This is a genomic window from Streptococcus oralis (assembly GCF_024399415.1).
GTDB classification, from domain to species: domain Bacteria; phylum Bacillota; class Bacilli; order Lactobacillales; family Streptococcaceae; genus Streptococcus; species Streptococcus oralis_CS.
Genome location: NZ_CP029257.1, coordinates 1,165,744 through 1,178,557, shown reverse-complemented (window position 1 = coordinate 1,178,557; position 12,814 = coordinate 1,165,744). Strand labels below are relative to the sequence as shown.

Sequence of the window (12,814 nt, the reverse complement as noted above, 5' to 3'; positions counted from 1 at the left end):
AATTTAAGAAATTATAGTAAAATAGATAAGGTAACACTTACCGTAAAAGGAGTAAAAATGAAGAAAAAACTTATGGCAGGAGCCATCACACTTTTATCAGTAGCAACACTTGCAGCTTGTTCAAACAGTTCTGAAGGAAAAGATTTGATCAGCATGAAGGGCGATGTGATTACAGAGCATCAATTCTTTGAAGAAGTAAAGAACAATCCAACTGCACAACAAGTCTTGCTCAATATGACCATCCAAAAAGTATTTGAACAACAATATGGGTCGGAGGTAACGGATAAAGATGTGGATGATGCCGTTGCTGAAGAACAAAAGAAATACGGCGATAGCTACAACAGCGTGCTTCAACGTGCAGGTATGACACCTGAGACTCGTAAAGCTCAAATCCGTACCAGCAAATTGGTTGAATTAGCGGTTAAGAAGGCTGCAGAGAGCGAGTTGACAGACGAAGCCTACCAAAAAGCTTTTGAGTCTTATACACCAGATGTGACAGCTCAAATCATCCGTTTGGATAATGAAGACAAGGCAAAAGAAGTACTTGAGAAAGCTAAAGCAGAAGGTGCGGATTTTGCTCAGTTGGCAAAAGACAACTCTAACGATGACAAGACAAAAGAAAATGGTGGAGAAATCACTTTTGACTCTGCTTCTACAGAACTTCCAGAACAAGTTAAGAAAGCAGCCTTTGCCTTGGATGTGAATGGGGTTTCTGATGTGATTACAGCTACCGGAACACAAGCCTACAGCAGTCAGTTCTACATCATCAAAGTAACGAAGAAAACAGAAAAATCTTCTAATATTGAGGATTACAAAGAAAAATTGAAGACCATCATCTTGACTCAGAAACAAAATGATTCAGCCTTTGTTCAAGGAGTAATTGGTAAAGAATTGCAAGCGGCAAACATCAAGGTTAAGGATCAAGCCTTCCAAAACATCTTCACCCAATACATCGGTGGTGGTGACTCAAGCTCAAGCAGCAGCTCTTCATCTAACTAAGAAGGCAAAAAACAAATCTCAAAAGAGATTTGTTTTTTTATACCTGATACTAGAAAATGAGTAAAATTCGAAGGATTAAAGGATAAGAGTTTTTTTCTTTCTGAAAAAGTGGTATAATAGCAATCAAAACTAGAAAATAAAACGGAATTGGGAACAGAAGCGTCTGTTCCTATTAGAGTGGTGAAATATGAAAATTAGTAAAAGGCACCTACTAAACTATTCCATTTTGATTCCTTATTTCCTTTTATCGATTTTGGGACTGATTGTGGTGTACTCGACAACGAGTGCAACCTTGATTGAAGAAGGAAAAAGCGCCTTTCAATTGGTGCGTAACCAGGGGATCTTCTGGATAGCTAGTTTGATTCTGATTGCCTTAATCTATAAATTAAAATTAGGTTTCCTAAGAAACGGACGTCTCATCTTTATCGTAATGATTGTGGAGATGGTTCTTTTAGCTCTGGCGCGACTGGTCGGAACACCTGTCAATGGAGCATACGGATGGATTTCTGTAGGACCTGTAACGATTCAGCCTGCGGAGTACCTTAAGATTATCATCATCTGGTACCTGGCACATCGATTTTCAAAACAACAAGATGAGATTGCGGTTTATGACTTCCAGGTTTTGACACAGAATCAGTGGCTACCTCGAGCTTTTAATGACTGGCGTTTTGTTCTGCTGGTTCTGATTGGTAGCTTGGGAATTTTCCCAGACTTGGGTAATGCGACCATCTTGGTCTTGGTGGCGCTCATCATGTATACGGTTAGTGGGATTGCCTATCGTTGGTTCTCGACCATTCTAGCTCTCTTGGCAGGAAGTTCAATGTTAGTCTTGTCTGTCATTCGCTTTGTTGGGGTTGAAAAGTTCTCTCAAATTCCTGTATTTGGTTACGTTGCTAAACGTTTTAGTGCCTTCTTTAATCCCTTTAATGACTTGGCGGGTGCAGGACACCAGCTCGCAAATTCCTACTATGCCATGGTTAATGGTGGCTGGTTCGGACTGGGACTAGGGAATTCTATCGAGAAGCGTGGTTATCTGCCAGAAGCCCATACGGATTTCGTCTTTTCGATTGTCATCGAGGAGTTTGGATTCGTAGGAGCCAGTATGATTTTGGCTCTACTCTTCTTCTTGATTTTGCGAATCATCTTGGTTGGTATTCGAGCAAAGGACCCCTTTAACTCTATGGTTGCTATTGGTGTCGGAGGAATGATCCTTGTTCAGGTCTTTGTCAATATTGGTGGGATTTCAGGGTTGATTCCTTCTACAGGGGTAACCTTCCCCTTCCTTTCACAAGGTGGGAACAGTCTATTGGTATTATCCGTGGCCATCGCGCTTGTACTGAATATTGATGCCAGTGAAAAACGTGCCAAACTTATCAGAGAATACGAAAATCAAACCGATGAAAGTCTGTAAGGATTGTATGGAAAGGAAAGTATATGTCTCTTCAAAAATTAGAAAACTATAGTAATAAAGCAGTCGTCCAAGAAGAAGTCTTGATTCTGACTGAGCTATTAGAAGATATCACAAAAAATATGCTGGCGCCAGAAACCTTTGAAAAGATTATCCAGTTGAAGGAATTATCAACTAGCGAGAATTATCAAGGGCTCAATGACCTAGTGACCAGTCTTTCGAATGAAGAAATGATTTACATTTCACGCTATTTCTCTATCCTTCCACTTTTGATTAATATCTCTGAGGATGTGGATTTGGCCTATGAAATCAATCACCAAAACAATGTGGACCAAGACTATTTAGGAAAATTATCTACAACGATTAAGATGGTAGCTGAAAAAGAAAATGCAGCCGAAATTTTAGAAAAGTTAAATGTCGTTCCTGTCTTGACCGCCCATCCAACGCAAGTACAACGCAAGAGTATGCTGGATTTAACCAATCACATCCATACGCTCTTGCGCAAGTACCGTGATGTCAAACTCGGCTTGATTAATAAAGAAAAATGGCACACAGATCTCCGCCGTTACATTGAGATTATCATGCAAACGGACATGATTCGTGAGAAAAAATTGAAAGTAACGAACGAAATCACCAACGTGATGGAGTATTACCAAAGTTCTTTCCTGAATGCTGTTCCACGTTTGACGGCTGAGTATAAGAAACTAGCTAAAGAACAAGGTATCGAGCTTGAGCATCCAAAACCGATTACTATGGGGATGTGGATCGGAGGAGACCGTGATGGAAATCCTTTCGTAACTGCGGAAACTCTAAACAAATCAGCCTTGACTCAGTGCGAAGTCATCATGAACTACTACGATGAGAAGATTTATAATCTTTATCGTGAATTTTCACTTTCAACCAGCATCGTGAATGTCAGCGACAAGGTCCGTGAGATGGCAATGAAGTCACAGGATAACTCCATTTACCGTGAAAAAGAACTCTATCGTCGTGCCCTTTTTGATATCCAAGCTAAGATGCAGGCAACCAAGGCTTACTTGATTGAAGACAAAGACCTTCAGCCTAGATATGCCACTGCAGATGAATTCTATCAAGATTTGTTGGCCATTCGCGATTCTCTCCTTGAGAATAAGGGAGAATACCTAATTTCAGGAGAATTTGTCGAGTTGATGCAAGCTGTCGAAATTTTTGGTTTCTACCTTGCTTCTATCGATATGCGCCAAGACTCTAGTGTTCATGAAGCTTGTGTGGCTGAATTGCTAGCATCTGCTGGCATCAACGACCATTATAGCGATCTGTCAGAAGACGAAAAATGTACCCTCCTCTTAAAAGAGTTGGAAGAAGATCCTCGTATCCTCTCAGCGACTCATGCTGAAAAGTCAGAACTGCTTGAAAAAGAACTCTCTATCTTTAAAGCTGCGCGTAAGTTGAAGGATAAACTGGGTGAAAACGTCATTCGTCAAACCATCATTTCGCACGCAACAAGTGTATCCGATATGTTAGAGCTAGCCATTATGCTTAAGGAAGTCGGCTTGGTGGATGCCCAAAAAGCCCGCGTTCAGATTGTTCCCCTCTTTGAAACAATCGAAGACTTGGATCACTCAGAAGAAACCATGAGAAGATATTTCTCTCTTCCTTTGGCTAAAAAATGGATTGCTTCAAAAGACAACTACCAAGAAATCATGCTTGGCTACTCTGATAGTAACAAGGACGGTGGTTACCTATCATCATGTTGGACATTATATAAAGCTCAACAACAACTGACTGCTATTGGGGATGAATTTGGCGTTAAGGTTACTTTCTTCCATGGTCGTGGTGGTACTGTGGGTCGTGGTGGTGGACCAACTTATGAAGCCATCACATCTCAACCACTTAAGTCTATTAAGGACCGTATCCGTCTGACTGAACAAGGAGAAGTGATTGGAAACAAATACGGTAACAAAGACGCTGCCTATTATAACCTTGAAATGTTGGTTTCTGCAGCCATTAACCGTATGATTACCAAGAAGAAGAGTGATACCAATACATCAAATCGTTACGAAGCAATTATGGACCAAGTAGTGGACCGTAGTTATGATATCTATCGTGATTTGGTCTTTGGAAATGAACATTTCTATGACTATTTCTTTGAATCCAGTCCGATTAAGGCTATTTCAAGCTTCAATATCGGTTCGCGTCCAGCAGCTCGTAAGACCATCACTGAAATTGGCGGTTTGCGTGCTATTCCTTGGGTCTTCTCATGGTCACAAAGCCGTGTCATGTTCCCTGGATGGTACGGAGTTGGATCAAGCTTTAAAGAGTTTATAGATCAAGATCCGAAGAATATCGAGTTTCTTCGAGATATGTACCAAAACTGGCCTTTCTTCCAATCTTTGCTTTCCAATGTAGACATGGTCTTGTCTAAGTCTAATATGAACATTGCTTTTGAATATGCCAAGCTCTGTGAAGACGAAGAAGTACAAGCTATCTACTACACTATTTTAGATGAATGGCAGTTGACTAAGGACATTATTTTAGCTATCGAAGGTTATGACGAACTCTTGGCAGAAAACTCTTACCTAAAAGACAGTCTAAACTATCGTATGCCTTACTTTAATATCCTGAACTACATCCAGTTGGAGTTGATCAAACGTCAACGTCGCGGCGAATTGTCAGCTGACGAAGAAAAACTGATCCATACAACTATCAACGGAATTGCAACCGGTTTACGTAATTCAGGCTGATATTCTACAAACTTCCTCTTTTATAAAGGGGAAGTTTTTGAATTGTTTAAAAAATTCTAAAAATAAGCTTGACAAGTAGTTGAAAAATGATATAATTTAAACATTCAGAAAGTAATCATGCTCATTTTTTAGAGAGTCTGTGGTTGGTGAAAGCAGATAGATGAAATTGATGAAATTGGGCTGAATGTACTTAAGAATTTGAAATCATAAAAATTCGGTGAGCACACCTTACAGTGCAACTCGTTATTGCGAGAAAGAGCGATAGGGATATTCCCTATAATTGAGGTGGCACCGCGCATCGACGTCCTCACACAAGTTTTTTGTGTGAGGACTTTTTCTATGAGGAGGATGATGATGGAATTTAAACGATGGCATCGCTTGATGATGTGATTTAACAAGTTAAGGTAAAAGAATTAAGGAGAAAGAAAAATGAAAAATAAACGTTTGATTGGAATTGTCGCTGGATTAGCAGTATTGGTAGTGGCTAGCTTGATTTATTCATCAATAAACAAGCCAGCAGCTAAAGAAGAGCAAAAGGTTGCTAAGGTTGGTGTCCTTCAATTTGTTAGTCACCCATCCTTGGACTTGATTTACCAAGGGATTCAAGATGGACTAGCTGAAGAAGGCTATAAAGACGATCAAGTAAAAATCGACTTTATGAACTCTGAAGGTGATCAGAGCAAGGTTGCAACCATGAGTAAACAATTGGTAGCAAATGGAAACGACGTTGTTGTTGGGATTGCGACACCAGCTGCTCAAGGACTTGCTAGTGCTACAAAAGACCTACCTGTTATCATGGCTGCTATTACAGACCCAATCGGTGCTAACTTGGTCAAAGATTTGAAAAAACCAGGTGGCAACATTACAGGGGTGTCAGATCATAACCCAGCTGAACAGCAAGTGGAATTGATTAAAACTTTGACACCAAATGTCAAAACAATCGGCGCTCTTTACTCAAGTAGCGAAGATAACTCAAAAACACAGGTAGAAGAATTCAAGGCTTATGCTGAAAAAGCAGGTTTGACAGTCGAAACCTTTGCTGTTCCATCAACCAATGAAATTGCTTCAACAGTTAATGTTATGACAAGCAAGGTTGATGCGATTTGGGTTCCAATTGACAACACCATCGCATCCGCATTTTCAACAGTTGTTTCAAGCAACCAAACAGCTAAAAAGCCAATCTACCCAAGTGCCACTGCCATGGTAGAAGCAGGTGGATTAGCATCTGTTGTAGTTGACCAACACGATCTTGGTGTGGCTACTGGTAAGATGATTGCCAAAGTTTTGAAAGGTGAAAAACCAGCTGATACGCCAGTTAATGTCTTTTCAACTGGTAAGTCAGTGATTAACAAAAAACTAGCGCAGGAACTTGGTATTACCATTCCTGAGTCCGTTCTAAAAGAAGCGGGACAAGTGATTGAATAAAGATAAAGGAGGAGCTGGACACATCTCCTCCCATTTTTACTAAAGAAAGAAATGAGTGAAAGATTATGATAGTATCCATTATTTCTCAGGGAATGGTCTGGGCGATTTTAGGTTTGGGAATCTTTATGACTTTTCGAATTTTGAATTTCCCTGATATGACTACTGAAGGTTCTTTTCCTCTTGGGGGAGCAGTAGCTGTAACCTTGATAACACAGGGAGTCAATCCGTTTTTGGCGACCTTAGCTGCAGTAGGTGCGGGCTGTCTAGCTGGAATGGCGACGGGTCTTTTGTATACTAAAGGAAAAATCCCAACCCTCTTATCAGGGATTCTGGTCATGACTTCTTGCCATTCCATCATGCTCATGATTATGGGACGTGCCAATCTGGGGCTTCTTGGAACCAAGCAAATTCAGGATGTCTTGCCTTTTGATTCAGACCTTAACCAACTCCTGACTGGATTAATCTTTGTAGCTCTTGTTATTGGCCTTATGCTCTTTTTCCTTGATACCAAACTAGGTCAAGCCTACATCGCTACAGGTGACAATCCCGATATGGCTCGTAGCTTTGGTATCAATACGGGACGTATGGAACTCATGGGTTTGGTTCTCTCAAATGGGATTATCGCGCTTGCAGGGGCCTTAATTGCTCAACAAGAAGGATACGCGGATGTCTCTCGAGGAATTGGCGTGATTGTCGTAGGGCTTGCTAGCTTGATTATTGGAGAGGTTTTGTTCAAGAGTTTGACCCTGGCAGAGCGACTCATGACCATCGTTGTAGGGTCTATTGCTTATCAGTTCCTCGTTTGGGGAGTGATTGCTCTTGGGTTTAATACAAGTTATCTTCGTTTGTACAGCGCCTTGATTTTGGCGGTTTGCCTCATGATTCCAACCTTCAAAAACAAATACCTGAAAGGAGTCAAGTTTAGCAAATGACAGCAATTGTAGAATTAAAAAATGCTACCAAAGTCATCACGAATGGCTTTGATGAGGAAAAAATCATTCTGAATGATGTTTCTCTTGAAATTTTCGAACATGATTTCATTACCATCCTAGGGGGAAATGGAGCAGGGAAGTCAACGCTTTTTAACACGATTGCAGGCACCTTACCTTTAACAAGCGGAAGTATCCGTATCATGGGCGAGGACGTGACGCATTTTTCACCTGAAAAGCGGGCTAAGTATTTGTCTCGTGTCTTTCAGGATCCTAAGATGGGGACGGCTCCCCGTATGACGGTGGCGGAAAATCTCTTAATTGCCAAGTTTCGTGGTGAGAAGAGAGGACTCCTCCCTAGGAGACTTTCAAGTCACCGAGAGGAGTTTCAGACTACCATTGAAAAAGTGGGAAATGGTCTTGAAAAGCATCTAGATACTCCGATTGAGTTTCTTTCAGGTGGACAACGTCAGGCCTTGAGTCTCTTGATGGCAACCTTGAAGCGACCAGAGTTGCTCTTGTTGGATGAACACACAGCAGCTCTAGACCCAAAGACTAGTGTTGCCTTGATGGAGTTAACAGATGACTTTGTCAGCAAGGATCATCTAACAGCCTTGATGATTACCCACCATATGGAAGATGCACTGAAGTATGGAAACCGTCTGATTGTCATGAAGGAAGGTCGTATTATCCAAGACCTCAATAAAGAAGAAAAAGCTAAGATGAAGATTTCAGACTACTATCAATTATTTGAATAGATGAGTTAAATAATCATCAAAAAATAGAGAAGAGAAACTTAGAAGCATGGAAGTGTTTCTGAGTTTTTTATCTCCTCTTTCTATCTGGAAAAATAAGGCAAAGAGAATTACGGAAAGCGTATGAAATGGTTTACTTTTTTTCAGAAATAAGCTATACTAGTTTACGTGAAACTATGATAAGATGGAGGTATTGTGTATGGTTGACAAGCAAGTCATTGAAGAAATCAAAAACAATGCCAACATTGTGGAAGTCATAGGTGATGTGATTTCTTTACAGAAGGCTGGACGGAACTATTTAGGGATCTGTCCTTTTCATGGTGAAAAGACCCCCTCTTTCAACGTTGTGGAAGACAAGCAGTTTTATCACTGTTTTGGCTGTGGGCGTTCAGGAGATGTCTTTAAGTTCATCGAAGAATACCAAGGCGTGTCCTTCATGGAAGCCGTTCAGCTCTTAGGAGAGCGCGTCGGTATTCAACTGGCTATGCCGGTACAGTCTCGTCCTCAACAGGCTTCACCTCATCAAGCTCTATATGATATGCATGAAGAAGCCGCCCGCTTTTACCATGCCATCCTCATGACGACCAAGATGGGAGAAGAAGCAAGGGCTTATCTCTACAAACGCGGATTGACAGACGATGTTCTGAAGCACTTCCAGATTGGACTGGCTCCAGCAGAGAGAACTTATCTCTATCAACGTTTGGCTGACAAGTTTGAGGAAAAGGATTTATTGGATTCTGGCCTGTTTTATCTGTCAGATGGTAATCAATTTTATGATACTTTTTTTGGACGGATCATCTTTCCTTTGACCAATGACAAGGGGCAGGTTATTGCATTTTCAGGTCGTATCTGGCAAGAAACGGACAGTCAGACTTCTAAGTATAAAAATAGTCGCTCAACAGTAATTTTTAACAAGAGTTACGAATTGTATCATTTGGACAAGGCAAAAAAGGGAACAGGTAAGATTACAGAGCTCTATCTGATGGAAGGCTTCATGGATGTGATTGCAGCCTACCGTGCTGGTATAGAAAATGCTGTAGCTTCCATGGGAACAGCCTTAAGCAAGGAGCATGTTGACCACCTCAAACGCTTTACAAAAAAAATTGTTCTCAGCTATGATGGCGACAAGGCAGGGCAGGCAGCAACAGCCAAGGCTCTAGAGGAGTTAAAAGACTTTTCAGTGGAGGTTGTTCGAGTACCTGATGCCATGGACCCTGATGAGTATCTACAAAAGAATTCTGCTGAAGACTTGGCCTACCTCTTGACAAAGACTCGGATCAGTCCTATAGAGTTCTATATTCACCAGCTCAAGCCTGAAAATAGTGATAACTTGCAGGCGCAAATCGAGTTCATTGAAAAGATTGCGCCCTTAATCGCCAAAGAAAAGTCGATCACTGCCCAGAATTCCTATATCCACATTCTGGCGGATAATCTACCTTCTTTTGATTACCAGCAGGTGGAACAGATTGTAAATGAAAGTCGCATTGTTCAGAGGCAGGAAAGAGTCAAAGAGGAGCAACCTCCAGCAGCGATTAGTATACCTGTAACGCGACAATTGACAGCAGTCATGAGAGCAGAGGCTCATCTCCTTTATAGGATGGCTGAGAATCCAGTTGTTCTAAATGACTACAGATTAAGAGAAGATTTTTTCTTTGATACCCCAGAATTTCAGATTCTTTACGAATTATTAAGTGAGCAGGGAGAAATCGGCTCAGAGGAGCTTTCTCATCAGACGCCTGAGGTTGAAAATGCTTGGTACCACGTGCTTAGCCTGGATTTGCCAGCTGAGATGTCGCCTCAAGAGCTAGTAGAAGTAGAAGCGACTCGAAACCGTGCTCTCCTCAGCAAGGACAACTTAAGAATTAAAAAGAAAGTGCAGGAAGCTAGTCATGTAGGAGATACAGACACAGCCTTGGAAGAATTGCAACGATTGATTTCCCAAAAGAGAAGAATGGAGTAATAATGGCAACAAAACAAAAAGAAGTAACCACATTTGATGTGCAAGTAGCAGACTTTATCCGTAACCACAAAAAAACAGGAACAGCAACAGATGATGAAATCAATTCAAGTCTGGTTATTCCTTTCACCCTCGATGCAGACGGCATTGAAGACCTTTTGCAACGGATTCAGGATGCTGGCATTTCTATCACAGACAACGAAGGAAATCCAAGTGCACGTGTGCTTAGTGCAGAAGAAGAACCAGAACTCAGTGATGAGGACTTGATTGGCTCAACTTCTGCCAAGGTTAATGACCCAGTCCGTATGTATTTGAAGGAAATCGGGGTCGTTCCTCTCTTGACCAACGAAGAGGAAAAAGAATTGGCCCTAGCAGTTGAGGCTGGTGATATCGAAGCCAAACAACGTCTTGCAGAAGCCAACCTTCGTTTGGTGGTTTCTATCGCTAAGCGCTACGTAGGGCGTGGCATGCAGTTTCTTGACTTGATCCAAGAAGGAAACATGGGCTTGATGAAGGCTGTTGACAAGTTTGACTATTCAAAAGGATTTAAGTTTTCTACGTATGCAACTTGGTGGATTCGTCAGGCGATTACCCGTGCCATCGCTGACCAGGCCCGTACTATTCGTATCCCTGTCCACATGGTAGAAACCATTAACAAGCTTGTCCGTGAACAACGTAATCTCCTTCAAGAATTGGGGCAAGATCCGACTCCTGAACAAATCGCTGAGCGTATGGATATGACACCTGACAAGGTCCGTGAAATCCTAAAAATCGCTCAAGAACCAGTATCACTTGAAACACCGATTGGTGAAGAGGACGATAGCCATCTTGGGGACTTTATCGAAGACGAAGTGATTGAAAATCCAGTAGACTACACAACTCGTATCGTCTTGCGTGAGCAGTTGGATGAAGTCTTGGATACTCTTACAGACCGTGAAGAAAACGTCTTGCGCTTGCGCTTCGGTTTGGACGATGGGAAAATGCGTACTCTTGAAGATGTTGGGAAAGTCTTTAACGTGACTCGTGAGCGTATCCGTCAGATCGAGGCCAAGGCTTTGAGAAAATTGCGCCAACCAAGTCGCAGCAAACCGCTTCGTGATTTTATTGAAGACTAAGAGTGAGGAATAACATGGCTTATACAGAAGAGCAAATTGAAACGATCAAAACACGCATTTTAAATGCTTTGGAAGAAGTCATCGACCCTGAGTTGGGGATTGATATTGTCAACCTAGGTTTGATTTATGAAATTCGTTTTGATGGTGAAACAGGTCACACTGAAATTGATATGACTTTGACAACTATGGGCTGCCCACTGGCTGACCTTTTGACAGACCAGATACATGATGCGATGACAGATGTGCCTGAGGTAACCAATACCGAAGTTAAATTGGTCTGGTATCCAGCTTGGACAGTTGAAAAAATGAGCCGATACGCGCGTATCGCCCTAGGAATTAAATAAAGACTAAAAAAATGAAAGAGACGATTGGAAAATAAGGTAATTTTATCCTTTTTCCTTTGGTCTCTTCTTTCTTTTGCTGATTTTCTGGAAATAAAATGGTATAATGAAAGGTATGGAAAACGAAAAATTGCGTATTAATATGCTGAGTTCAAGTGAAAAAGTAGCTGGTCAAGGAGTGTCAGGAGCTTATCGAGAATTGGTTAGTCTCCTTCACCGTGATGCCAAAGATCAGTTGATTGTTACAGAGAATCTTCCTGTAGAAGCGGATGTAACTCACTTTCATACCATTGATTTCCCCTATTATTTATCTACTTTCCAAAAGAAACGCTCTGGGAGAAAAATTGGCTATGTGCATTTTTTGCCTGATACGCTTGAGGGGAGTTTGAAGATTCCATTTTTCCTAAAAGGAATTGTCAAACGCTATGTTTTTTCCTTTTACAACCGAATGGAACACTTGGTGGTGGTCAATCCTATGTTTATCGAGGATTTAGTGGCTGCTGGTATTCCGCGTGAAAAAGTAACTTATATTCCAAACTTTGTAAATAAAGAAAAATGGCATCCATTACCAACTGAACAGGTTGCACAACTCCGGAAGGAAATGGATCTTGCGGAAGATCAGTTTGTCGTAATCGGTGCGGGTCAGGTTCAGAAACGTAAAGGAATTGATGATTTTATCCGTCTTGCTGAGGAATTGCCAGAAATTACCTTTATCTGGGCAGGTGGTTTTTCATTTGGTGGGATGACGGATGGTTATGAACGCTACAAGAAGATAATGGACAATCCACCTGAAAATCTTATTTTCCCTGGGATTGTGTCACCGGAACGGATGCGGGAACTTTACGCTATGGCGGATCTATTCTTGCTACCAAGTTACAATGAATTATTCCCTATGACTATCTTAGAGGCCGCTAGTTGCGAGGCTCCTATTATGTTGAGGGACTTGGATTTATATAAGGTTATTCTTGATGGGAATTATCGTGCTACAAGTGATGTTTCCGAGATGAGAGAAGCAATCCTAGAATACAAGAATGACCCTGAAGCCTTAAAGGACTTGAAAGAAAAAGCTCGCGAGATCTCCAAAGAGTACTCTGAGGAGCATTTGTTGGAAATCTGGTTAAAATTTTATCGAGAACAGGCTGCTTTGGGCAAAAAGTGAGGT

The 12,814-nt window shown here is 41.4% G+C and carries 10 protein-coding genes and 1 other annotated feature; all 10 genes read left to right on the top strand.

What is annotated here, in order from left to right; genetic code table 11:
- Positions 1-57 precede the first annotated feature (57 nt).
- The 10 genes from prsA (at position 58) to DG474_RS05745 (ending at position 12,811) form a co-directional block, all read left to right on the top strand.
- Positions 58-999 carry a peptidylprolyl isomerase PrsA gene (gene prsA / locus DG474_RS05790; RefSeq protein WP_000728080.1) on the top strand — a complete coding sequence of 314 codons (942 nt, stop codon included), beginning with the start codon at positions 58-60 and terminating at the stop codon, positions 997-999.
- A 187-nt stretch (positions 1,000-1,186) separates the two neighbouring features.
- On the top strand, positions 1,187-2,410 hold the full coding sequence (gene ftsW / locus DG474_RS05785; protein WP_000703343.1) for a cell division peptidoglycan polymerase FtsW: 1,224 nt from the start codon (positions 1,187-1,189) through the stop codon (positions 2,408-2,410).
- A 23-nt stretch (positions 2,411-2,433) separates the two neighbouring features.
- The gene (gene ppc / locus DG474_RS05780) at positions 2,434-5,130 is read left to right on the top strand and encodes a phosphoenolpyruvate carboxylase (protein ID WP_084946175.1); all 2,697 of its coding nucleotides are present in this window, start codon (positions 2,434-2,436) and stop codon (positions 5,128-5,130) included.
- 96 nt (positions 5,131-5,226) lie between these two features.
- Positions 5,227-5,442: a binding site (T-box leader), on the top strand.
- Positions 5,443-5,559: 117 nt separating this feature from the next.
- Positions 5,560-6,555: a tryptophan ABC transporter substrate-binding protein gene (gene trpX / locus DG474_RS05775; protein WP_084946174.1), complete on the top strand. Its 996-nt coding sequence runs from the start codon at positions 5,560-5,562 to the stop codon at positions 6,553-6,555.
- A 65-nt stretch (positions 6,556-6,620) separates the two neighbouring features.
- Positions 6,621-7,487 (top strand): ABC transporter permease, encoded by an 867-nt coding sequence (locus DG474_RS05770; RefSeq protein ID WP_000637254.1) that lies wholly within the window; start codon positions 6,621-6,623, stop codon positions 7,485-7,487.
- Positions 7,484-8,242, top strand: coding sequence for an ABC transporter ATP-binding protein (locus DG474_RS05765; protein ID WP_049505730.1), 759 nt, complete (start codon positions 7,484-7,486; stop codon positions 8,240-8,242). Before DG474_RS05770 ends, DG474_RS05765 begins: the two co-directional genes overlap by 4 nt.
- Before the next feature lie 196 nt (positions 8,243-8,438).
- On the top strand, positions 8,439-10,199 hold the full coding sequence (gene dnaG, locus DG474_RS05760; protein WP_084946173.1) for a DNA primase: 1,761 nt from the start codon (positions 8,439-8,441) through the stop codon (positions 10,197-10,199).
- A 2-nt stretch (positions 10,200-10,201) separates the two neighbouring features.
- Positions 10,202-11,311: an RNA polymerase sigma factor RpoD gene (gene rpoD / locus DG474_RS05755; RefSeq protein WP_000201892.1), complete on the top strand. Its 1,110-nt coding sequence runs from the start codon at positions 10,202-10,204 to the stop codon at positions 11,309-11,311.
- Positions 11,312-11,325: 14 nt separating this feature from the next.
- Positions 11,326-11,655 carry a metal-sulfur cluster assembly factor gene (locus DG474_RS05750; protein WP_000331930.1) on the top strand — a complete coding sequence of 110 codons (330 nt, stop codon included), beginning with the start codon at positions 11,326-11,328 and terminating at the stop codon, positions 11,653-11,655.
- A gap of 112 nt (positions 11,656-11,767) precedes the next feature.
- Positions 11,768-12,811: a glycosyltransferase family 4 protein gene (locus DG474_RS05745; protein WP_193431882.1), complete on the top strand. Its 1,044-nt coding sequence runs from the start codon at positions 11,768-11,770 to the stop codon at positions 12,809-12,811.
- Positions 12,812-12,814: the final 3 nt, after the last annotated feature.